The sequence below is a fragment of the Hyalangium sp. genome (assembly GCF_045802625.1).
Taxonomy (GTDB): Bacteria; Myxococcota; Myxococcia; order Myxococcales; family Myxococcaceae; genus Hyalangium.
Genome location: NZ_JBJMQP010000137.1, coordinates 14,186 through 35,833, shown reverse-complemented (window position 1 = coordinate 35,833; position 21,648 = coordinate 14,186). Strand labels below are relative to the sequence as shown.

The 21,648-nt window shown below is 68.6% G+C and carries 22 protein-coding genes; 7 read left to right on the top strand and 15 right to left on the bottom strand.

Annotated elements, in window-relative coordinates:
• Positions 1 to 5: 5 nt before the first annotated feature.
• The 6 genes from dapA to mutM form a co-directional block, all read right to left on the bottom strand.
• Positions 6 to 893, bottom strand: coding sequence for a 4-hydroxy-tetrahydrodipicolinate synthase (gene dapA, locus ACJ8AT_RS25545; RefSeq protein WP_407740467.1), 888 nt, complete (start codon positions 891 to 893; stop codon positions 6 to 8).
• 17 nt (positions 894 to 910) lie between these two features.
• Positions 911 to 2,155 carry a diaminopimelate decarboxylase gene (lysA, locus tag ACJ8AT_RS25540; RefSeq protein WP_407740466.1) on the bottom strand — a complete coding sequence of 415 codons (1,245 nt, stop codon included), beginning with the start codon at positions 2,153 to 2,155 and terminating at the stop codon, positions 911 to 913.
• Positions 2,152 to 2,367, bottom strand: a complete 216-nt coding sequence (locus ACJ8AT_RS25535) for a lipoprotein (RefSeq protein WP_407740465.1) — start codon at positions 2,365 to 2,367, stop codon at positions 2,152 to 2,154. Before ACJ8AT_RS25535 ends, lysA begins: the two co-directional genes overlap by 4 nt.
• A 9-nt stretch (positions 2,368 to 2,376) precedes the next feature.
• Positions 2,377 to 4,302 carry a TIGR04551 family protein gene (locus ACJ8AT_RS25530; RefSeq protein ID WP_407740464.1) on the bottom strand — a complete coding sequence of 642 codons (1,926 nt, stop codon included), beginning with the start codon at positions 4,300 to 4,302 and terminating at the stop codon, positions 2,377 to 2,379.
• Positions 4,303 to 4,419: 117 nt separating this feature from the next.
• Positions 4,420 to 4,836 (bottom strand): methylmalonyl-CoA epimerase, encoded by a 417-nt coding sequence (gene mce / locus ACJ8AT_RS25525; protein WP_407740463.1) that lies wholly within the window; start codon positions 4,834 to 4,836, stop codon positions 4,420 to 4,422.
• Entirely contained in the window at positions 4,833 to 5,666 is an 834-nt protein-coding gene (mutM, locus tag ACJ8AT_RS25520) for a bifunctional DNA-formamidopyrimidine glycosylase/DNA-(apurinic or apyrimidinic site) lyase (RefSeq protein WP_407740462.1), read from the bottom strand. Before mutM ends, mce begins: the two co-directional genes overlap by 4 nt.
• 152 nt (positions 5,667 to 5,818) lie before the next feature.
• Here mutM and ACJ8AT_RS25515 point away from each other — a divergent pair, with 152 nt between their 5' ends.
• Positions 5,819 to 6,415, top strand: a complete 597-nt coding sequence (locus ACJ8AT_RS25515) for a superoxide dismutase (protein ID WP_407740461.1) — start codon at positions 5,819 to 5,821, stop codon at positions 6,413 to 6,415.
• Positions 6,416 to 6,482: 67 nt separating this feature from the next.
• Here ACJ8AT_RS25515 and ACJ8AT_RS25510 read toward each other — a convergent pair whose 3' ends face one another.
• Both ACJ8AT_RS25510 and ACJ8AT_RS25505 read right to left on the bottom strand, forming a co-directional pair.
• Positions 6,483 to 7,910: a DUF5939 domain-containing protein gene (locus tag ACJ8AT_RS25510; protein ID WP_407740460.1), complete on the bottom strand. Its 1,428-nt coding sequence runs from the start codon at positions 7,908 to 7,910 to the stop codon at positions 6,483 to 6,485.
• 102 nt (positions 7,911 to 8,012) lie between these two features.
• Positions 8,013 to 8,966, bottom strand: a complete 954-nt coding sequence (locus ACJ8AT_RS25505) for a Ku protein (protein ID WP_407740459.1) — start codon at positions 8,964 to 8,966, stop codon at positions 8,013 to 8,015.
• 253 nt (positions 8,967 to 9,219) lie between these two features.
• On the opposite strand from ACJ8AT_RS25505, the gene ACJ8AT_RS25500 reads away from it, so the two are divergent.
• On the top strand, positions 9,220 to 10,044 hold the full coding sequence (locus ACJ8AT_RS25500) for a M48 family metallopeptidase (protein ID WP_407740458.1): 825 nt from the start codon (positions 9,220 to 9,222) through the stop codon (positions 10,042 to 10,044).
• 48 nt (positions 10,045 to 10,092) lie between these two features.
• Here the strand turns inward: ACJ8AT_RS25500 and rd are convergent, their stop codons facing one another.
• From rd to ACJ8AT_RS25485, 3 genes are all read right to left on the bottom strand, one after another.
• On the bottom strand, positions 10,093 to 10,266 hold the full coding sequence (rd, locus tag ACJ8AT_RS25495) for a rubredoxin (RefSeq protein ID WP_407740457.1): 174 nt from the start codon (positions 10,264 to 10,266) through the stop codon (positions 10,093 to 10,095).
• A 65-nt stretch (positions 10,267 to 10,331) separates the two neighbouring features.
• Positions 10,332 to 11,378 (bottom strand): YihY/virulence factor BrkB family protein, encoded by a 1,047-nt coding sequence (locus ACJ8AT_RS25490; protein WP_407740456.1) that lies wholly within the window; start codon positions 11,376 to 11,378, stop codon positions 10,332 to 10,334.
• Positions 11,379 to 11,480: 102 nt separating this feature from the next.
• Positions 11,481 to 12,368: an MTAP family purine nucleoside phosphorylase gene (locus ACJ8AT_RS25485; RefSeq protein WP_407740455.1), complete on the bottom strand. Its 888-nt coding sequence runs from the start codon at positions 12,366 to 12,368 to the stop codon at positions 11,481 to 11,483.
• Positions 12,369 to 12,467: 99 nt separating this feature from the next.
• Here ACJ8AT_RS25485 and ACJ8AT_RS25480 point away from each other — a divergent pair, with 99 nt between their 5' ends.
• Positions 12,468 to 13,343: a hypothetical protein gene (locus ACJ8AT_RS25480; protein WP_407740454.1), complete on the top strand. Its 876-nt coding sequence runs from the start codon at positions 12,468 to 12,470 to the stop codon at positions 13,341 to 13,343.
• A gap of 84 nt (positions 13,344 to 13,427) precedes the next feature.
• On the opposite strand, the gene ACJ8AT_RS25475 is transcribed toward ACJ8AT_RS25480, so the two are convergent.
• Positions 13,428 to 14,411 (bottom strand): hypothetical protein, encoded by a 984-nt coding sequence (locus ACJ8AT_RS25475; protein WP_407740453.1) that lies wholly within the window; start codon positions 14,409 to 14,411, stop codon positions 13,428 to 13,430.
• Between the two features lie 704 nt (positions 14,412 to 15,115).
• On the opposite strand from ACJ8AT_RS25475, the gene ACJ8AT_RS25470 reads away from it, so the two are divergent.
• Positions 15,116 to 15,592 (top strand): hypothetical protein, encoded by a 477-nt coding sequence (locus ACJ8AT_RS25470; protein ID WP_407740452.1) that lies wholly within the window; start codon positions 15,116 to 15,118, stop codon positions 15,590 to 15,592.
• Here the strand turns inward: ACJ8AT_RS25470 and ACJ8AT_RS25465 are convergent.
• The 3 genes from ACJ8AT_RS25465 to ACJ8AT_RS25455 are packed head-to-tail and all read right to left on the bottom strand — an operon-like array spanning position 15,585 to position 18,167.
• A complete protein-coding gene (locus ACJ8AT_RS25465) occupies positions 15,585 to 16,577 on the bottom strand; it encodes a DMT family transporter (RefSeq protein ID WP_407740451.1) in 993 nt (330 codons plus the stop codon). The genes ACJ8AT_RS25470 and ACJ8AT_RS25465 overlap by 8 nt on opposite strands.
• On the bottom strand, positions 16,550 to 17,569 hold the full coding sequence (queG, locus tag ACJ8AT_RS25460; protein WP_407740450.1) for a tRNA epoxyqueuosine(34) reductase QueG: 1,020 nt from the start codon (positions 17,567 to 17,569) through the stop codon (positions 16,550 to 16,552). Before queG ends, ACJ8AT_RS25465 begins: the two co-directional genes overlap by 28 nt.
• A gap of 43 nt (positions 17,570 to 17,612) precedes the next feature.
• Positions 17,613 to 18,167, bottom strand: a complete 555-nt coding sequence (locus ACJ8AT_RS25455) for a cob(I)yrinic acid a,c-diamide adenosyltransferase (protein WP_407740449.1) — start codon at positions 18,165 to 18,167, stop codon at positions 17,613 to 17,615.
• A gap of 6 nt (positions 18,168 to 18,173) precedes the next feature.
• Between ACJ8AT_RS25455 and ACJ8AT_RS25450 the strand changes: the two genes are divergently transcribed.
• The 3 genes from ACJ8AT_RS25450 to ACJ8AT_RS25440 all read left to right on the top strand — a co-directional run bounded on the left by ACJ8AT_RS25450 (position 18,174) and on the right by ACJ8AT_RS25440 (position 21,475).
• On the top strand, positions 18,174 to 18,968 hold the full coding sequence (locus ACJ8AT_RS25450; protein ID WP_407740448.1) for a thymidylate synthase: 795 nt from the start codon (positions 18,174 to 18,176) through the stop codon (positions 18,966 to 18,968).
• Positions 18,965 to 19,468 (top strand): dihydrofolate reductase, encoded by a 504-nt coding sequence (locus ACJ8AT_RS25445; protein ID WP_407740447.1) that lies wholly within the window; start codon positions 18,965 to 18,967, stop codon positions 19,466 to 19,468. Before ACJ8AT_RS25450 ends, ACJ8AT_RS25445 begins: the two co-directional genes overlap by 4 nt.
• A 141-nt stretch (positions 19,469 to 19,609) precedes the next feature.
• Positions 19,610 to 21,475, top strand: coding sequence for a cytochrome c/FTR1 family iron permease (locus ACJ8AT_RS25440; RefSeq protein ID WP_407740446.1), 1,866 nt, complete (start codon positions 19,610 to 19,612; stop codon positions 21,473 to 21,475).
• The last annotated feature ends 173 nt before the right edge of the window (positions 21,476 to 21,648 follow it).

Here is a 21,648-nt window from a genome sequence, read left to right as displayed (position 1 = left end):
CGGGCTCAGGCGTCCAGCAGGTTCAGCCGCACCAGCTCTTCCTTCAGCCTCACGGCCTGCGGCTCGGACAGCGGCGTCAGCGGCAGGCGGATCTCCGGGCCGAAGACGCCCATCAGGTGCAGCGCCCACTTCACGGGGATGGGGTTGGACTCGACGAAGAGCAGCTTGTGGAGCGCGTTCATCCCCACCTGAAGCTCGCGCGCCTTGGCCAGCTCTCCGGCCCGAGCCGCCGCCACCAGGTCCGCCATCATCCGCGGCGCCACGTTCGCGGACACCGAGATGACGCCCTTGCCGCCGCAGGCGATGAAGGGCAGCACCGTGAAGTCATCCCCGGACAGCAGGGTCAGCCGGTCGCCGCACTTCTCCACCAGGTCCACCGTGCGCGCCAGATTGCCCGTGGCCTCCTTGAGGGCCACCACCTCGGGGATGTCGCACAGCCACATCACCGTCTCGGGCAGCAGGTCCACGCCCGTGCGGCCCGGGACGTTGTAGGCGACGATCGGGAAGCCCGGGTGCGCCTTGGCGATGGCCCGGTAGTGCTGCAACAGGCCGGACTGGGTGGGCTTGTTGTAGTAGGGCGTGACCACGAGCGCGCCCGCCGCGCCCAAATCACGCACGCGGCCCACGGACTCGAGGGTCTCCGCCGTGCTGTTGAAGCCCGCGCCGGCCACCACCGGCACCCGGCCTCGCGCCGCCTCCACGGCGATGCGCACCGCCTGGGCGCGCTCGTCAGCCGTCATCGTCACGGCCTCGCCCGTGGTGCCGATGGGCAACAGCACGCTCGTCCCGCCGTCTACCTGCCGATCAATCAGCGCGCGGTAGGCCGCCTCGTCGAGCTTTCCATTCCGGAAGGGCGTGGCCAGCGCCGTCATGGAGCCTTCAAAGGTCTTCATGACCGCCGCTTATATGTTCAGGCCCGCTCGCCGCGCCAGAGATCCTCAACGCGCTCGCGCTCACGGACCACTCGCCAGGCTGCCCCGTCCACGAGCACCTCGGCCGGCCGGGGCCGCGAGTTGTAGGTGGAGGCCATGCTCATCCCGTACGCCCCGGCGCTCATCACCGCGTACAGGTCGCCCTGCTGGGGCAGCACCAGGGGCCGCGCCCGGGCCAGCACATCCGTGGACTCGCACACCGGGCCGACCACGTCCACCTCGAGAGGCTTGCCGCCCCGCTTCTTCACCACGGGTTGCAGGGCGTGGTGCGCCTCGTAGAGCGCCGGGCGGATGAGATCGTTCATCCCCACGTCCACCACCACGAAGGTCTTCGAGGGCGTGCGCTTGCGGTACAGCACGCGCGTGAGCAGCACCCCGGCGTTGCCCACCAGCGCCCGCCCCGGCTCCAGGATGAGCGTGGCGCCCGTGCCCTCCACCGCCTTGAGCACGGTGCTGGCGTACTCCGCGGGCGAAGGAGGTGTCTCGTTCGCGTAGGTGATGCCCAGGCCGCCGCCGATGTCCAGGTACGCCAGCGGGTGGCCCTGCTCCTTGAGCGAGCGGTACAGCCCCGCCACCTTGGAGATGGCCGCCTTCATGGGCGCCGCCTGGGTGAGCTGCGAGCCGATATGGCAGTCCAGCCCCACGGCGCTCAGGCCCTTCATCTTCCGAGCGCGGGCGTAGAGCGCCACCGCCTCCTCGAAGGGCACGCCGAACTTGGACGTCTTCAGCCCGGTGGCGATGTAGCGGTGCGTGCGCGCGTCCACGTCCGGGTTCACGCGCAGGGCGAACGGAGCGCGGCGCCCCATCCGCTTCCCCACCGCGTCGAGCATCTCCAGCTCCTCGGCGCTCTCCACGTTGAACATGAGGAGGCCGGCGGCCAGCGCCTGCTCCATCTCCTGCGGCGTCTTGCCCACGCCGGCGAACACCGTCTTGCCCGGCTCACCGCCCGCCTGGCGGACCCGCGCCAGCTCTCCGCCGGAGACGATGTCGAAGCCGCCGCCCGCGTTGGCGAACAGGCGCAGCACCGCGAGCGTGCTGTTGGCCTTCACCGAGTAGCAGATGAGGTGCGGGTGCGGCTCGAAGGCCTCGGACACCACCCGGAAGTGCCGGGTGAGCGTGGCCGTGGAGTACACATAGGTGGGCGTCCCCACCGCCTCGGCAATGGCGGCCAGGGGCACCTCCTCCGCGTGGAGGCTGCCTCGACGATAGGAGAAGTGATTCACGAACCTGCGTCCTGGGGGCCCGGCCCGGCGGGCCCGAAGGGGCCTCGCGTGGGCTGCCCCGGCGGCTGAGTCTCGGGTGTGGGCGGCGGCTGCGTCTCCGACGCGGGCGGCGCCGGAGGCAGCGGCGGGCGCGGGTTGCCCTTGATGCCACAGGCCCCCAGCAGCAGGCCCAGGCTCAGGAGCAGCAGAAGACCCCGCGAGAGACGGTCCATCGCAGCGCCCTAGAACCGGATGGCGAGCGTGCCGCGGATCGCCTGCGCCGTCTTGAAGTCCCTGCGGAGCAGCGAGTCCGGGGGCTCCTGCAGGCCGGCCATGGGGAAGAGGATGCCCCAGTCGATGCCCGCGACGAAGCCATCCTCCGTCTGGTAGCGCGCCCCCACGTCCACCTCGAGGCCCAGGCTGCGATCGGTGCCGGACGGCGTGGACTCGGCGTAGAGCGCCTGCGAGTAGATGAGGCCACCGAACACATCGAAGCCCTCCGCCAGCGAGTACTTCGCCGAGGGCTTGATGTAGACCGCATCCGTGAGGGTGCCGATCAGCTCGCGCCAGAGGATGAGGTCCACTCGGTAGGCGGGGTTGAAGCGGAAGTTGCGGATGTCCCTGTCGCCGCATCCCCCCGTATCGCAGGTGTACTGGGGACCATCTATCTGCGCACCGCCCGCGTTGACGACCCGGCCACGCTGATAGACGCCGAAGCCCGGCGCCTTGTCGCCCGAGGCGACGCCGAGCTCGAGCCCCAGGTGCAGGTTGCCGTTGAGCGCCTTGTACTCGCCCTGCACCAGGCCACCGAACTGCATCACGCGCAGGGACTGGTTCTGCGCCGGGTTGAGCGCGCTGGGCACGTCCAGCGCCCGGTTGCCGATGCTGCCGCCAATCCCGGCGAGCTCCACCTCGATCCGGAACATGCGCTCCTCGTAGCGCGCCCACAGGTCCGGCATGTACAGCACGGCATCCCGCGGCACGAAGCCCGCGTTCTGCGGGTCGCCGACGTTCTCCCAGCGCTGCGTGCGGTAGGTGAAGTGCAGGCCGTAGTTGAACACGCCCTGGTTGTTCTCCAGCTTGTCCTTGATCTGCTGGTCCGTGTCCCGGCGCGCGATGGCCAGCACGTAGCTGTAGCTGTCGTCCGCCTGCGTGTAGTCGAACGTCTCGCGGTGCGTGTCGCCCGTTATCCGCTCGCTGGTGACACCCTCCGAGTTGAAGTCGAGCATCGGCGTCACGTAGAAGCCGGGGAACGGCTCGGTGACGAACTGGATGCGGTCCACGTTGTCGCCGAAGTCACAGTCCAGGCAGCTGCCATCGTTGTGCAGCATGCCCAGGCCCCACTGGCTGCCCATGCGGCCGAAGCGCAGGATGCCCACCGGCGTGCTCACCTCGCCGTAGGCCCGCTTCACGGAGATGGAGTCCCGGAGCGCGTTGAGCGTCGCGGTGGGCACGTCCTGGCTCTCGGAGAAGACGGTGAAGATGTTGCGGCCCCCATCGTTGGTGAGGTCCGGCGTGGAGCCGAGCAGCACGTTGTCCAGCAGGTCCACCTGGAACTTGAGCCGCACCTCCTCGGAGACGTTGAAGGTGGGCTCCAGCCGCGCGCGCATGTTGGCGCCGCCCTGCGTGTTCTCCTGCTCCGTGCGGGTGGGGAACAGCGCCCGCTCGTACGCCTTGCCCAGGTTGAACTTGTAGAAGAGATCGGGCCGCACGCGGAAGTAGCCGTCCATCGTGAACAGCTCCAGCTTGCGCTTCTCCTCGGACATCTCCTGCTTCCAGTCCGAGGACAGCGACTGGGTGGCCATCTGCGCGCGGATCTCCTCGCGCATCTCCTGCTTGGCCGCCTCCAGCCGGCGATCCAGCTCGCGCTGCATCTCCGGAGACAGCTGCTCACCCCCCTCGGTGGCCGCGGGAGCCTTCCCGGAGGCAGCAGCCCCGGTGGCGGGAGCCGTCCCCGAGGGAGCGGGCGAGGCCGGCGCGGGGCCGGGCGAGGTGGGCGCTGAGGGGACGGGCGCGGCGGTGGCCGGCGTGGGCGCGGGCTGCGGTGCGGGAGCAGGCTGGGCGGACGCAGGCGTCCCGCTCTCGGGCACCGGCGCCTTCTTTTGAGGCGTCTGGGCGGTGGCCGTGGCGGAGGCGACGAGCAACGCCGCCAGCAGGACGTGGGACATGGGCACGTATCTCCAGGACCGCTCAGGGCGGCCGAGTCGAGAGGGCGGGCGAGTTAAGCCACGGGGGGTAGGGGTGTCAACGTCAACCACACCGGCCTTCCCACCGGTGAACGCCAATTAGGACTTGGGCCCCTGCCTCAACTCCACCAGCACGCCGTGATTTCCCTTGGGGTGAACGAACGCCACCTTCGCCCCGCCTGCCCCCGGCTTGGGCGTCTGGTCAATCAACGGCGCGCCCTTCTCCCTCAGCGCCGCCAGGGTGGCCTCGATGTCCTCCACCTCGATGCAGATGTGGTGCATGCCCTCGCCCCGCTTCTCGAGGAACCTGGCCACGCCGGTGTCCGGGGAGGTAGGACAAATCAGCTCCACGCGCCCGCTGCCGTGGCCGAAGATGGCGGTGCGCACCTGCTGCTCGGGCACCTCTTCGATCTCGGCCAGCTCCAGGCCCAGCACGTCCCGGTAATGGGCGATGGCCTGGTCCAGGTCCTTCACGGCGATGGCCACGTGGTCGAGGCCCTTGGCTTTGACGTTCATCGCTTGCTCCCCTTGCTTCGCTTGGGTTGACACTTGGGACAGAAGTGCGTGGTGCGTCCACCCTGGGTGAAGGACTGGACACGCGTGCCGCACTTCGAGCAGGGCTCGCCCGCCCGGCCGTAGATCCGGAATGGGTTCTGCGAGCTGTCCTCTTCCAGATACACCTGCTCCTCGCCCTGCGCCTCGGCCTGCTCCAGCGCTTCCTGGAAGACGTCGTGGATGGCCTGGGCCAGCCGCTGCCACTCCTCGGGCTTGAGGGTGGCGGGCTTGCGGGCCGGGTGCAGGCCCGCGAGGAACAGGGCCTCGGCGGCGTAGATGTTGCCCAGGCCCGCCACGCGCCCCTGGTCCATCAGCGCCACCTTGAGCTCGCTCCGCGAGCGGCCCACGGCCTCCTGGAGCTGCTCGGCGGTGAGCCCCTCCACCAGCGGATCCCTCCCCAGCGCCAGGATGGCCTTGAGGTGGTGCAGCTGGGTGGCGCGAGCCGGCTCCATCCGCCCGAACAGGCGCGAGTCCTTGAAGTGGATGACACTGCCGTCGTCCAGGTGGAAGCGGGCGCGGCTGTGGGGCTCGGTGTGGCGCTCGGGGCGCCGGACGAACTTGCCCGTCATGCCCAGGTGGGCCAGCAGGCCGCGATCGGCCTCGAAGGTGAGCAGCAGGTACTTGCCCCGGCGCTCCAGGGACTCGACGCGGCCTGTCAGCTCGGAGAACTTCTTGCGCTGGGCGCCTCGGAAGATGCGGGTGGCGTCCGCCTCGGCGTGGAGCACGCGGTGTCCGCGGAACCAACGCGCCAGGTGGCGCCGGGCGATCTCTACCTCGGGAAGCTCAGGCATCCGCCCCGGGCACATAGCACCGTGCGCGGGGGCCACGCATTTCTTACTTGTTGAAGTGCGTACACCCGCGTGAAGTTGCACGCGCCAAACGTCGGCACCTCTTCTAATGAGGGGCTGTCATCTCTCCACACCCAACACCCACCGGAGGCAGTATGGCCGAGAAGAAATACACGCCGATGCAGTTCGCGAACTGCAAGGGGCTCAAGGGCATCAGCGACGCGGTGCTCGAGGTCCACTTCAAGCTGTACGAGGGCTACGTCAACCGGACCAACAAGCTGACCGAGACGCTGCACGGCATGGCCACCAAGGGCGAGGCGGCCGGCACCAACCCCATGTACGCGGAGATGACCCGCCGCCTGGGCTTCGAGTACAACGGCGTGGTCCTCCACGAGTACTACTTCGGCAACCTGAAGCCGGGCGGCAGCGGCACCCCGGGCGGCAAGCTGAAGAAGGCGATGGAGGAGAGCTTCGGCTCCTACGAGACGTGGCTGGCGGACTTCAAGGCCATCTCCACCATGCCGGGCATCGGCTGGGCGGTGACGTTCCAGGATCCGCGCACCGGGTGGCTGTCCAACCACTGGATCACCCTGCACGAGACGAACAACATCGCCGGCTTCAAGCCCATCATCGTCATGGACGCGTGGGAGCACGCCTTCGTGCCGGACTACAAGGCCAACGAGCGCGCCAAGTACGTGGACGCGTACTTCTCCAACCTCGACTTCGAGGCGGCCGAGAGCCGGCTGAAGTAGCCGTCACCGCTGTCCGCCTCCGAGAGGCTCCCGCGCGAGTGGGAGCCTCTTGGCGTTTCAGGGGGGCTCAGCGCAGGCGGTAGACGGTGGTCTCTCCCTCCACTCCCTTGAGCAGCGCCCGCTCGCGGCTCGCGCTGAGCGACGCGGCGCGGATGACGTCCTGGGCTCCCGGGGCGGTGTACACCGGCTCGGTGATGGCGATCTCGTCCGCGCCCGCGACTCCTTGGACGCGGGCGGCCACGTTCACCGTCTGGCCGAAGTAGTCCAGCCGCTCGTTGAGCTCCACCGCGATGCAGGGCCCGGAGTGCAGCCCCACCTTGAGCTGGAGCTGCGCGCCGTCCCGGCTCACCCGCCGCACCTCGCGCGTCATGGCGGTGGCCGCCTCCAGCGCGGGCATGGGCTCGGCGAAGCTGGCCATCACCGCGTCTCCAATGGTCTTCACCAGCGAGCCGCCGCGGTCGGCGATGATGTCGCGCAGCACGCCGAAGTGCTCGCGGACCAGCCCGTAGGCGCGGAAGTCGCCGATGCGCTCGTACATCTCCGTGGAGCCCTTCAGGTCCGTGAAGAGCACCGTGAGCGACTTGAACTCGAGCCCGCCCTCGGAGGGGATGCTCTCGGCGCGGAACAGCTCGCGGAACGTCTGGTTCGTCACCAGCCGCTTGCCGCTGAGGTAGGGCCGGAACGGCACGGGCGGAGGCATCCTGCTGACGTCACAGACGAGCTCCGACTTGGAGATCCAGAACTTCACCAGCGCCACCCGTACGCTGCTGGACGTCCGGTTGTGGAGCGTCACGGAGACCTCGCCCGCGTTCATCTTCACGTAGCCTGGCAGCAGCCGGTCTTCCATCAGCTCCGCCTCGACGGTGCGCACACCGCCCTCGGCCACGGCATCCAGCTCGCAGTACACGTGATGGAGCGGGACGGCCAGGAAGTAGGTCTTCCCCGCCTCGATCTTCGCGGTGAAGCGGTGGACGCCGCCGGGAGGCAACGCGATCGAGTCCATCACGGAGTCTCCGACCACCCGCAGGATCTCCTCGGAGAGGGTGCGGCTCTGGGAGAACATCAGCGCCAGCAGATCCCTGCGCAGATCCAACGCCTCGGGCTGGTGGAAGCGGATGCGGCGCGCGGAGGGAGCCACGCTGAAGGCCACCTCCATGTTGTCATCCTCGGTTTTGACGTTGATGCGGCACATCTGGCAGGGCCGCTCGCGCTGGAGCGAGCGCAGCGCCGCGGGCGTCGTCAGGAAGGAGCCGCAGGCCGGGCACAGCACGCCCCAGGTGAACTCCAGGATGCCCGCGTGGGTGGCGCACAGGAACAGTTCGATGGCCTCGTTCTCCGGCACCCCCTCCGTGGTGGCGAAGTGCATCGGGCTGGTGCGGAACAGGGCCTCTTCGGGTGCCTCCTGTAGGAAGCGCACGAAGCGGTTGACGGTCTCGGGACTGAACCGGGGGTTGGAGCGGAGGACCTCGAGGCGATTTTCGAACGCGACGGACATGGCCGCCCATCGTAACCGCCAGCCTGCTCCCGCGCATACTTGCCAACCCAGGGAGGCAGCAGCCCCTCGGGAAACCTGGCTGTGGACTGAAGCCCCAGAGGCTCAGGACGGCTTGGACTCGTCCTTGGCCGACGGCGTCTGGGCGGCCTCCCCCTCCGCCGCGTGTGCCCGGACCTCTCGCGCCGCCTGCTGGCGGAACCGCAGCGCCCCCCGAGCCGGGGGCACCTGCTCCGCCGGCAGGGCTCCCCGCCCGCCACGACGCAGCGCGGCAATCCCCTCCTCGATTCTCCGGAACACCGCCAGCCGCTCCGCGACGACCTCGGGTGCTTGCGGCGCGGGAGGCGGCGGCTCCGGCTCGGCGATCTTCGCCTGGGCCCGGCCCCGCCGCTCCAGGAAGGCCAGGAGCCGCTCGCGGTGGGTGTTGCGGTAGCGGCGCGGCTCGAACTCGGTGGCCTGCGATTCGACGAGGCGCAGCACCATGTCCACCTCCTGCTCGGAGGGCCGCGGCCCCAGCACGGACAGCTCGGACAGGGTGTCCTGGGAGAGCATCTCCTCGGCGTAGTACAGCGTGGACAGCGCCAGCCCCCGGCCGAAGGGCCGCACCATGCACAGGTGGCCCTTGTGGCGCATGACCAGCCGCCCCAGCCCCACCCGGCCCGAGCGCGCCAGCGCCGTGACGAGCAGCGCGTACTGGCGCTCGGCCCCCGCCTCCGGCACCAGGTGGTAGGTGGCCTCGAAGAAGATGGGATCGATCTCCTTCAGCTCGACGAAGTCCTCCAGCTCGATGGAGCGGCTGGCCTTCGGATCAAACGCCTCCAGCTCCCCGCGCGTCACCTCCACATAGTGGTCAGGCTGTAGCTCATAGCCCTTCACCACGTGCTCGTAGGGCACCTCGTGCCCATCCACCGAGCACACCCGCCGATGCTGAAGCCGGCCCCCATCCGCGTCGTGGAGCTGGTGGAAGCGCACCTGTTTGGGCTCTACCGCGGCGTAGAGCCGCACCGGCACGTGGACCAGACCGAAGCTCAGCGAGCCGACCCAGCAAGGACGTGACATCTCGGGCCTCCCCTGGCGCCCGAGCACGGAGCGCCGGGTTCTAACGTCCATCCCGCGATCGCCAGCGACAAGGGCCGCCCGGCGCTCTGGTGGGACACCTGGCGGGGAGGCACACCCATGTGAGCGTTGCATACCCGCCACCAGCCCCCGTCCTCACCCGAGAGCGCGGCACGTGAGGCTTGCCGGGGCCTGGGCCGCTGACTACGAGTCCGGCGCACTCTCACGCAGCTTCAGGAAAGGAAGAGCCGTCTCTATGCAGCGCATCCTCTCTGTATTCCTGGGCATCACCCTCGCCGCGAGCCTCACCACTGGCTGTGCGAAGGAGCGCATCAAAGCGGAGAAGGCCGCCGCGGATCTCCTCATCTCGGATGAGCAGGAGAACCAGATTGGCCTGCAGGTGAAGCAGGAGCTCGAGCAGAAGCAGCACGTGCAGTACGTCACGGATCCGGTCGTCGTGGACTACGTGAACCGGGTCGCCGGGCCCATCCTCCAGCAGGCCGCCCGGGCCCGGAAGGGCGTGCAGTGGAAGGTCAGCGTCATCAATGATCCGAAGACGGTGAACGCCTTCGCCACGCCGGGCGGCTACCTCTACGTGTACACGGGCCTGCTGCTGGCCGCGGACAACGAGGCGCAGCTGGCCGGGGTGCTGGCCCACGAGGCGGGCCACGTGGTGGGCCGGCACTCGGCGCGCGCCATGGTGGACGCCTTCGGCCTCCAGGCCATCTCCGAGCTGGCGCTGGGCAAGAACCCGGGCACGGCGGCGCAGATCGCCACGCAGCTCGTGGGTGGGGGCGCGATGCTGGCGCACAGCCGCGGCGAGGAGACGGAGGCGGACGAGTACGGCGCCACCTACGCGGCGGGGGCGAACTACGATCCGCACGGCCTGATCACCTTCTTCGGGAAGCTGCAGCAGATGCAGGGCAGCTCGCCCGGGGTGCTCAAGTGGCTGAGCGACCACCCCACCAACGCCGAGCGCATCAAGCACCTGGATCAGTACATCGCCCAGCACAACCTGCACGGCACGGAGGTGGGCGCGGAGCGGCTGGCCCCCATCCGGCAGAAGCTCGGCGGCAAGTGAAGCCTGCTGCCTCGGGCCCGCGCCTTGCGTGAGCCCGAGGAGCCCCGGCTACAGCTCGTCCAGGGGCTCGAAGTCCTGCTTGGTGGCACCACAGTCCGGGCATATCCAGGTGTCGGGGAGCTCCTCGAACGCGGTACCGGGAGGGATGCCCGACGCCGGGTCTCCCTCCTCTGGATCGTAGACGTGGCTGCAGATGAGGCACCGGTACCGCTGCTTCTTCATGGGGCTGCGCTCCTTGTCGCAGCGGCATCCTATCCGGCGGGCCGGACCGGCACCTCACCCCCGGCTCAGTGAATCGTGGGGTTCGGAGGCTCGGCGCCGGAGGGCTCGGGGGACTGGCCCCGGGCCACGCGCCGCCGCCAGCGCCAGAAGGAGCGCGCCGTCTTGCGCGCGCTGCTGGCGCTCTTGGCGGCGCCCGGCGTCTTGAGGGGCGGCTCGAGCGGAGGCGCCTCTCCCGGCACCCGCGCGCCCTTCGCCTTGGCCTCCACGTTCTTCGAGGAGTGCTCGAGGATGGCGTTCAGCTCGCCGCCGACGATGAAGATGAGGCCGGTGATGTAGAGCCACAGCATCAGCACCACCACGCCGCCGATGGAGCCATACGTCACGTTGTAGTTGCCGAAGTGCTCCACGTACTGGGTGAAGCCCCAGGTGCACCCCAGCCACAGCACCGTGCCCAGCATCGAGCCCGGGGTGATGTACTTGAAGCGCTGCTTCACGTCCGGCAGCACGTAGTAACAGAGCGCCAGCATCAGCATCACCAGCGCGGCGGTGAAGGGCCAGCGCAGCCAGGACCAGATCAGATAGAAGACGCTCTCGATGTGCAGCCGCTCCGCGAGCCACTCTCCCGCCTTGCCGCCCAGCAGGAACACGGTGAAGGACACGGGGATGAGCAGCATGCCCACCACCGTCATCAGCATCGCCACACCCTGGGTCTTCCAGAAGGGCCGGGACTCGGACACGTCATAGGCGAGGTTGAGCGCGGTGCGCAGCGCGTCCACGCCGCGCGAGGCCGACCACAGCGCCACCAGGAGGCCGAACGTCAGCAGCTTCGGCCGGGGCTGGTTCACCAGGGAGTGCAGCTGATCCTGGACCAGCGACAGGGCCTCCCCCGGCACCAGGGGGGCGAGGCGCTGGATCATGGCCTCCACCGCGCCAGGCGCGAAGGGCAGGTAGGCCGCCAGCGTGACGAGGCAGAAGAGGGACGGGAACAGCGAGAAGAGGAAGTAGTACGAGAGCTGCGCCGCGCAGTCCGTGACGGTGTCCTCCTGGAACTCCTTCACGAAGCGCCGGCCGAACTCGCGCCAGGTCAGGTTCTCGAGCCTGAACAACCTCATCTGCCCCCCTTGCCACCCTCCTGGGTTTGGCAGTGGAAAGTGGGGATGAAGTTGGCGGATGGCAGCAGGCGGGCGGACGAGCCCCCGCTCCACCACCCTCCGTCAGGCCACCTCGGGGGGCAGGTATTTGCCCAGCAGCGGACGCAGCCGGGTGCGCACCTCGTTGGAGATGCGGCTGCGATCGGACCAGATGCCGAGCGCCAGGGCGGAGTCACAAGTGCACTGAAAGGGGGCCGCGGCCACTCGCGGCAAGGCCCGGCGCACGAGGGCCACCGCGCTCGCATTGGCGGCCAGCCGGTTCTGGAAGTGAGCGGCGTTCAAGGCGTCCGGATCGGGGCTGGCGGCGGGCTGCCAGGAGTCATAGTCGGTGGGCACGGCCACCATCGCGTAGTGCAGCTCCGCCTCGCGCGCGAGCTTGGCCTCCGGCATCACCGTCATGCCGATCAGATCTCCGCCCCAGCTCCGGTACATGAGGCTCTCGGCGCGCGTGCTGAGCGCCGGTCCCTCGATACAGATGTAGTTGCCTTGAGGGTGCACCCGCGTGTCGCTGCCCTGGGAGGCGTCGCACAGCACATGCCTCAGCGTGTCGCAGAAGGGAGAGGTCATCTCCACGTGCACCACCAGATCGTCATAGAAGGTGCAGGGCCGCCGGTAGGTCCGGTCGATGACCTGATCCGGAATGACGAGGTGGCCCGGGTGGATGGACTCTCGGAGGCTGCCCACCATGCCGTACGCGAGCACGTGGGAGACTCCCAGCACCTTGAGGGCGAAGAGGTTGGCGCGGTAGGGCACTCGCGTGGGGCTGAACTGGTGCCCGGCGCCATGGCGGGCCACCGCGGCGACTGGGACGCCGTCCAGCTCCAGGGTGAAGACGGGGCCGGAGGTGGGGCCGAAGGGCGTCTCGATGAGGTGCGGCTCGCCCTTGCCCATGGCGGCCAGCCACTCCAAGAGCCCGGCGCCTCCAATGATGCCCACCCGGATGCCTGCCATGTGTGTCCTCCGCGGTGCTGGTGGCGCGGTGCTGGAGGGAACGATAGCGCGGCCCCCCGAGGCAGGGGGGGCTAAAGACTGCTAGGTTCTCCATCTGTCATGCGTGTACTCCCGCTGCTGCTGCTCACCCTCCTGGCCGGGCCGGCCGCCGCCCAGGGCTCGGAAGCTCCCGCTGGTTGCCAGGAGGACAACTCCGACTGTCGCGAGGACTGTACTGTCGAGTACGGCAGCAGCACGCGCACGTACAGCAAGCTCGGCACCTGTCTGCAGCGCTGCAAGCAGAAGTACGATAAGTGCCGCGAGCGCCACTACTCGCTCCAGGAGCGGGAGAAGCTGGGCATCGAGCCCCAGCCCGGCCCCAAGCCGCCACCGGCGAAAGAGCCGAGCCATCACGCCTCCCCCGACGAGGGCTCGCTCGACGACGAGGCGCCCGCTTCAGCGTCCTCCAGCCATCCGGCGAGCTCCAGCAGTGGTGGCCGCTCGGGCGTCTATCGCGCCACCGGTGACGAGGCCGAGGCACCCGCTGCACAGGCCACCAGCAGCAAGGGGGCCTCCGAGAAGAAGCCGGCCCCCACGCCTTCACCCAAGGCGGAGACCGTCGAGCCCTCGGTGCGTCGTGACGTCTATCGCGCCTCCACGCCAGCGCCGGAGCCCGAACCCGTGAAGGCTCCGGAGCCCAAGACCCCCGCGAAGCCCGAGGCCACCGCGAAGTCCGAGCCGGTGAAGTCCACGGAACCCGCCAAGCCCACCGCGAAGTCCGAGCCAGTGAAGCCCCCGGAACCCACCAAGCCCACCGCGAAGCCGGGGCCCGCGGTGACGGCGAAGGCCGCACAGCCGGATCCGGTGGCCGATGAGGATCCACCGCCTCCGCCGCCTCCGCCGAAGCAGCAGCCCTCCAAGACGGAGGCTCCGCGCCCGAAGCCGCCCCCGGAGCCCAAGAAGGACATCTCCGACTGGGACCCCGACGGGAAGTGATTCACGCTGTAGCTCGGCGAGACACAGGGGGCTGCCAACTGCGGTGCCTTCCATCGGAGCAGCGGTGCCATCGCTGCTCGCGGCTCAAGGAACGTGCGGCTGTGCCATGAAGGTTCGCTGGAGCGCGTTCTCATCTCGTGCACTGGCTTCCAGCATTTCCTCCCTCAGGGAATGCAGAGGCCAGAGATCCACGGCTGCCCGGCGCCAAGCCGCTTGTGCGGCGTACACCTCGTCCAGCCGCGCAGCCGCCCTCCCCATCGCGACAGGATCCTCGGCATCCTCGGCACCGCGCTGCATCATCAGCAACCCCAGGGTGCGTTCCAGAAGCGTGGAGTTCTCGGCCATGCGTGTGCCGACATTGGAGAGAATGTTGCCAAGCGGGTGACGTGCTCCGTGAGCCAGGCTACTCCGGGTGGCTTTCGCTCGCTTCCGCAAGAGGTAACTGCCCTTATCCGTGATGGACTGGCTCGCCACAGTGAAGGCGTGCTGGCCGGCGTTGGCGAGGCCTGACTCCCGAAGAGCCTTCCGCGCCGAGAGGAAGGTGTCTGCCAGGGAGGTCTCCCTCCACAAGGGCAATTCAGAGACGGTACGGAGCATGGTGAGGTCGTCGATGTCGAGCGGAGCGTCCTCGGAAGAGCCATGCAGATATGACAAGAGCTGCAGTTGCATGGAGCGGGGATGCATCCCAGCGAGTTGAGAGAGCCGTCGGCGCACTTCGACAGCGGCCTGGGCGCGGAGGTCATCTGGAAGTGCCTCACGGATCAGCACGTTGAACGCCGCAAGGAAAAGGGCCACGTCTCCCACTTCGGGAAGCTGCTGGAGCAACCACTTCGCCTGTTCGGGATCAATGGGGCTCGAGGCAAGCGTGAGTATCCATCGAGCAGGGACCGATGAGGTGCCACGCCAGCGTTCCTTGAGCACTTCGTTGTCGTGAGCTTCGAGCGGCGTATCCGCGAGGAGGTGCTGGGCCTCGAAGTCCGGTCGGCCCGCATCCATCCACGCCGCGAGGAATGCCGGGCTCCAACCTGATAAGGGCTCACGCTTTCGGTACGCGAGCAGTCGCTCCAAGAACACATGCTCCATTCGCCTGGGAGTGGCAGATCGAAGGCGGCCGAGAGCAAGATCGGCTTCGCGGGGATTGCCCTCCTCGAGGGCGATACAGACCAGGACCAGAAGCGCGGGCGGATGGTCAGGTGCGCGTGTCAACGCTTCCGCGATCGCAACTCGCGCACTCTCCACCCGTCCAGCGACTGCATCCTGTGCCGCACGCCGAACGAGGAAGACACCTTCGGAGGTGCCCTGGGGAACCGGCGACTGTCGCTCTGGAGCCTGGGAGCGCCTTCGCAGTGCCACCGCGCCCAGCAATCCAGTAACAGAGGTCAGGAGACCGCCACCCCATAGGAGTTGCCTGCGCGTCAGCCGCCTGCGAGCGGGGGCAGGAGAAGGAGCTTGCGGAGTTGGGGGGTGGACCTTCATGGCATAGGTGGTTTGGTATCATGCCCTGTAATGCGAGCGCTTGGATGGGTTGCGATGTGCGCTGTAGTTGTGGGGTTGACGGGTGGGTGTTCATCCATGGGGGAACCGCCCGAGATCGGCCAGTGTCTTCCATACCCGGAGTTGAAGAAGCGCTGTGACGAGGCATTCACGAACTGCCTTGACTCAGAAATTCAAAGTATCCCGGGCGACAAGAAGGGGCACAGCCAGTGCTATCCGTGCCGTGATCTCTGCATGCGCAGCAACGGTGTGTGGCCCGAATTAGCGCTGAACAAGCCATGCCGCTGAAGCAGCTCACGCGCGGACAGCAACGATCCCTGGCGATCTCGCGTGAGCTGGGCCAGCTCATCGTCGCCACCTCCAACGATTCGTTCGCGGAGCTGGAGCCGAAATTCATGGCGCTCCAGAAGCGGCTCGTCGCAACAGTCTCCTCTGAGACCGAGCGACTCGAGATCCGGCGTCGCATCGCCGAGGAGCTTGTCAATGCAGCCTTCGGGCTCGACTGCCCGTGGCCCATCTTTGGACGTACTCTGCGCCGCATCCAACGGCTGGGTTACACCGATGTCGAGCGGCGCTACCACATCGCGGCCCTGTTCTTGCTGTGGTGCCAACAACACCCTGAGCACGCCCCGAAGGCTCGTCGTCTCCTGGATGAAGCCGAACAGCGCCTGCTGCGGCTGCCCCGCCAGCATCTCTACCGAACAGAGCTGCTGGAACAACTCTTAGGGCTGCGCGCCAGAACAGGGCTCAGGTAGTCCGGCGCTCCTCGAGCCTCGTGGAAGGGGCGGGCTGCACGCTCGCGCCCTGGGTGAGCCGGACTCCAGCGATGACCAGCACGCCACCCACCGCCAGCTCCCAGTGCAGGGCCTCCCCCATCAGCGCCCACGCCGCGAGCGCCGTGGCCACCGGCTGCAGGTTGGAGAAGATGGCCACCTTCGACGCCGGCACCTTGGACAGCGCGTAGTACCAGAGCAGGTACGCCACCACCGAGGTCAGCAGCGCGACGTACACCACCGAGCCTCGCGCGGCCAGGCTCGCGTTCAGCACCTCGGAGGGACGCAGCGCGAACGGCGCCAGCGGCAGCATCAACAGCGTCGCCGCGATCATGCTCCAGGCCGTCGCGCGGATGGGGCCGTAGCTCGCCGCGAAGGGGCGCCCCTCCGTCGTGTAGAGCACCCACGCCACCACCGCCCCGAGGATGAGCAGGTCTCCCACCAGCGAGCCTCGCGCGCTCGCCAACCCGCGTCCCAGCAAGAGCACCACCACGCCCGTGAACGCCGTGATGATGCCCGCCGCCGCCCGGGACGAGGGCCGCTCCTGGCCTCGAAGCAGGCTCGTCACGTACACGCCGAGCGGCGTCATGGCGTACAGCAGCGCCCCGTGCGCCGCCGGGGTGCGCGCCAGCCCCGTGAAGAACAGGAGCTGGTTCACCGGCCCCGCCAGCAACCCGAGCCACAGCGTCTTCCGCCACTCCGAGCGCGGCGGAAGCTTCGGCCCCGGCGTCAGGAGCAGGATCAGCACGAAGGTCGTCCCGCTGAGCAGGAAGCGCCAGAGGATGGTGGTCGAGGGAGAGAGCTCCTCCATGGCCCGCTTGCCGGCCAGGTACGTCCCGGCGCTGAGCAGCACCTGGAGGAACAGCGCCGCGTACACCCTCCCCAGCGGCGCCGGAGACGGAGGCGAAGACGGCAGTGCCGGAGACGGGGATGCGTCGCTCACTGCGCGAGCTGTCGAAGCGCCCATTGCGCGGCGCTACGTACCAGTTCGCTCGAATCCCCGCTGAGCTTTTCCAACAGGGGCCGGGCGCTCGCCTCCCGCGCCGCTCCCAGCGCGTAGACGGCATTGCGCCGCAGCCCATCATAGTGCGCCCTCGCCAGCGCCGTGCCCGGGATGAACTTCTCGTATTGCTCGGCGGTCAGCCCGGCCAGCTCCATCACCCCCAGACCCGCGACGGCCCTCGGAGCAAACCGCGGGTGCTCCGCGAACACGGGCTTTCGGTTCAGGGGACACACGTCCTGGCAGATGTCGCAACCGAACACGAGGTTGTCCATCTCGGCCCGGAACGACTCGGGCACCTCGCGCTCACGGTTCTCGATGGTCTGGTACGAGAGGCACGCACGCGCATCCACGCGGCCGTTGCCCACCAGCGCGCCCGTGGGACAGGAGAGGAGGCACTTGCGGCAGTGGCCACACCGGTCCGCCAGCGGCCCGGCCGCGTAGCCATCCACCTCCGCGTCGAGCACCACCGTGGCCAGCAGCACCCAGGAGCCATAGGGCTCGGTGATGAAGCAGCCATTCTTGCCCACGTAGCCCAGGCCCGCTCGCGCCGCCCACACCTTCTCCATCAGCGGGCCGCTGTCCACGCTCCCATACGTGCCGATGCCGGGGTGCTCCGCCTGCACCGCCTTCCGAAAGGCCTTCATCCGGTCCCGCAGCGTGGAGTGGTAGTCCCGCCCCCTCGCGTACTTCGCGATGGGCGAGCCCTCCGCCTCCGAATCGTTCCGGTAGTAGTTGTTGGCGAAGACCACCACCGTCTTCGCTCCGGGCAGGAGCTGGGTGACGTCGAGCCGCTCGGCCGCCCGCTCCTTCATCCAGTCCATGTCCGCCGCGTAGCCCGCTTCAATCCACGAGTAGAGGGACTCGGGCGGGATGGGCTCGGCGCGTGCGAAGCCCACGAGGTCGAATCCGACGGCCTCGGCGAGCTGACGCAGGTAGGTGGTGGGCAGCGGGTTCACGGCGCTTCTCTTCTACCGCTCCCCCGTCCCCGGGGAAGGCCTTCTACGGCTTCTCCGGTATCCACTTCACATCTGGCAGTCCGGTCCGGTGGTTGGCCACCCGCGCCATGACGAAAAGCAGATCCGAGAGCCGGTTGAGGTAAACGCCCACGTCCGCCGAGACCTTCCCATAGCGGATCAACGGGACGACGCGCCGCTCGGCCCGCCGGCACACCGTCCGCGCCAGGTGCAGCGCGCTGGACGCCTGGCTGCCCCCGGGCAGGATGAAGTGCGTCATCTTCGGCAGCTCCGTCTCGAAGCCGTCGATGGCCTTCTCCATGTCCTGTACCCACTCGGCCTTCAGCGTGGGGATCTGCGCCGACGCCTTGGTGCCCTGGGGTGTCGCCAGCACGGCTCCCACCGTGAAGAGCTGCTCCTGGATCCGCTGGAGCAGCGTCCCCAGATCCGGAGGCACGGACAGGCTGCGCGCCAGCCCGAGTGTCGCGTTCAGCTCATCCACCTCGCCGTACGCGTCCACCCGATCGTCGTCTTTCGGAACGCGTCCGCCGCCGAACAACGCCGTTTCCCCGGCATCACCTGTCTTCGTGTAGATCTTCATGGCCCCATGAAACCCTACCTTGCGCTGCTCGACCACGTTCTGAAGCACGGGACGAAGAAAAGCGACCGGACCGGCACCGGGACGCTGAGCCTCTTCGGCCATCAGCTCCGGTTCGATCTCACCCAGGGCTTCCCGCTGGTCACCACCAAGAAGCTCCACCTGAAGTCCATCATCCACGAGCTGCTGTGGATGCTGCGGGGAGACACCAGCGTGCGCTCGCTCCAGGCGCAGGGCGTCACCATCTGGGACGAGTGGGCCGATGCCCAGGGCAACCTCGGGCCCGTCTATGGGCACCAGTGGCGCTCGTGGTCCGCGCCCAACGGCGAGCACATTGATCAGATGCGCGTGCTGATCGACGGCCTGCGCAAGAACCCGGACTCGCGGCGCCACCTCGTCAGCGCGTGGAACGTGGCGGACCTGCCCGCCATGAAGCTGCCGCCCTGCCACGTGCTCTTCCAGTTCTACGTGGCCGACGGGCGCCTGTCCTGCCAGCTCTACCAGCGCAGCGCGGACATCTTCCTCGGGCTGCCCTTCAACATCGCCTCGTACTCGCTGCTCACGATGATGGTGGCGCAAGTCACAGGGCTCACCGCGCACGAGTTCATCCACACCCTCGGAGACGCGCACCTCTACCTGAACCACGTGGAGCAGGCGCAGACTCAGCTCTCGCGCGAGCCGCGCCCGCTGCCGCGCATGAAGCTCAACCCGGCGGTGAAGGACCTGTTCTCGTTCAAGTACGAGGACTTCACGCTCGAGGGCTACGAGCCCCACCCCGCCATCAAGGCGCCCGTGGCCGTATGAGGCTGTCGGCCATCGTCGCCATGGCCTCGAACCGGGTCATCGGCGTCAACAACCAGCTCCCGTGGCGCCTGCCCGCGGACCTCAAGCGCTTCAAGCAGCTCACGATGGGGCACACGCTCGTCATGGGCCGCAAGACGTACGAGTCCATCGGCCGCCCGCTGCCTGGCCGAACCATGATCGTCATCACGCGCCAGCGCGGCTACGCGCCCGAGGGCGTGAAGGTGACGCACTCGGTGGACGAGGCGCTCGCGCTGGCCCGGGGCGATGACGAGGTCTTCATCACCGGAGGAGCGGAGCTCTACGCGCAGACGCTGGACCGGCTGGACCGGCTCTACCTCACCCGCATCGAGCGCGACGTGCCCGGAGACACCCGCTTCCCCGAGGTGGACCTCTCCACGTGGAAGCTGATCGAGGAAGAGCACCACCCCGCCGACACCCCGGACGCCCTGCCCTACGCCTTCCTCACCTACGAGCGGGCAAGCTCCTCGCCCCGTCCCTGACACACTCACCTACCCTTACCCGCCTGTCCTCCAGGGAACGCCTTCGGTCCCCCGAGAAGCGCCATGCTGGAGGGTTGGAGCCAATTTTGACTTTGATTATCAAAATTGAGATGTCGCCCTCGAACTGGTAGAACGGGAGGCGTGAAACGCTCCCGTGCTCTGCTCCTGCTGCCGCTGCTCCTGCTCGCAGTGCCCCTGTCCGCCGGGGCTGCCGACGAGGGCGCATCGTCCAACGGGCGCACGTGGCATCAGCTCGTGGGCATCCTCCAGTACCTCCAAGCCGATTACCCCAACGCCGTCGAGTCCAAGTCCGAGTCCGAGCTGGCCGAGCAGCGCAGCTTCATCTCCGAGGCCATGGCCACCGCTCACGAGCTGGGCCCGGCCGCGCTGGGCTTCCTCCCGCGACTCGAGGAGGTGAAGGCTCGGGTGGACAAGGGCGAGGATCCAGACGGCGTCAGCCGGGACTGTGCGGCGCTGGTGGAGGATCTGGTGCTCGCCGGTGGCCTGTCTCGCAGCCCGCGCCAGCCGCCGAGCCTGCCCCAGGGTGAGAAGCTCTTCCAGGTGGCCTGTGCCGCCTGCCACGGCCTGGATGGCCGAGGCCAGGTGCCCATCGCCAAGACGATGGATCCCAAGCCCGCCAACTTCCAGGACCCGGAGCTCATGTCCGGGCTGATGCCGTACAAGGCCTTCAACATCATCAGCTTCGGTGTCCCGGGCACGCCGATGCCCGGCTTCCCCACGCTCTCCGAGGAGCAGCGCTGGTCGCTCGCCTTCTTCATCTTCACGCTCCGCCAGCCGCCGTGCGAGGGCGCTCCGCCGAGCGTGTCCCTGGAGCGGCTGGCCACCGCCACGGATCCGGAGCTCGCGGCCGAGCACGGAGAGAAGAGCCTCGCGTGCCTGCGCCGCAAGCTGCCGGACGCGGACGAGGAGCGCTCGCTGCTGGTGGCGCGCAACCACGTGGAGGAGGCGCTGCGCAAGGGCGCCGCGGGTGACGCGGTGGGTGCGCGCACCGCGCTGCTGGAGGCGTACCTCAACGGCGTGGAGCCGGTGGAGGTGAAGCTGCGCTCCCGGGATCCGCACCTGGTGGAGAAGCTGGAGCACGCCTTCATGCAGTCCCGGATCGCCGCCGAGCGGGGCAGCCCGCACCTGCAGGACGAGGGGCGCGAGCTGCTCACGCTGCTGGATCAGGCCCGGCGCGGCAGCGGGACGACGGGGGACCTGTTCTCCGTGCTCTGGCTCACCTTCCTCATCCTGCTGCGCGAGGGCTTCGAGGCCACGGTCATCGTCGCGGCGCTGCTGGCGGCCATGCGCAAGATGGAGGCCATGCACCACGTGCGCGTGGTGCACGCGGCGTGGATGTCCGCGCTCGTGGTGGGCGCGCTGGCCTACGTCTTCGGCCGGCACGTGCTGGCCGGCTCCAACCGCGAGATGGTCGAGGGCGTCACCGCGCTCATCGCCGTGGGCATGCTGGTGTACGCGGCGCTGTGGCTCAATGCGCGCGCCAACATGAGCCGCTTCATGGGCGAGCTGCGCCAGAAGATGCAGGGCGCGCTCGGCCGCGGCAGCACGCTGGGCCTGTTCGTCATCGCCTTCACCGCGGTGCTGCGCGAGAGCGTGGAGACGGCGGTGTTCCTCCAGGGCCTGGCGGTGGACTCGGCCTCGGGAGTGGCCTGGGGCTCGCTGGCGGGCGCCGTGGCGCTCATGGGGCTGGTGCTCTTCGTGAACCGCGTGGGCTACCGGCTGCCCATGAAGACGCTCTTCAACGCGTCCACCGTGCTGCTCGTCGCCACCGCCGTCATCCTGCTGGGCAAGGGGCTGCACTCGCTCCAGGAGGTGGCCGTGCTGCCGCTGGCGCCCATCCCCTTCTTCAGCGTGGAGGTGCTCGGCATCTTCCCGGATGCGATCTCCCTGGTGCCGCAGGTGCTGCTGGCGCTCATTCCGCTGACGTTCGTCTTCATCCGCCGCAGCCGTAACGCCCGGATGGCAGCCGCCGCCTCCGAGGGGTAGCGAGAGCCGCGCGAGTCTCCTTCATCCGAGCACCGCCCGGTCCGCGGCTCGCGCCCTACACTCTTTGCGGTGTGCAAAGTTTGCGAAGCGCGCCTGTTGAGGAGCGGGCAGGCGCGCGACGCCCACACGCGTGGTTCCGCTGAGTTGCGTGGCGCTCGGTCAGGCCCGCGCTT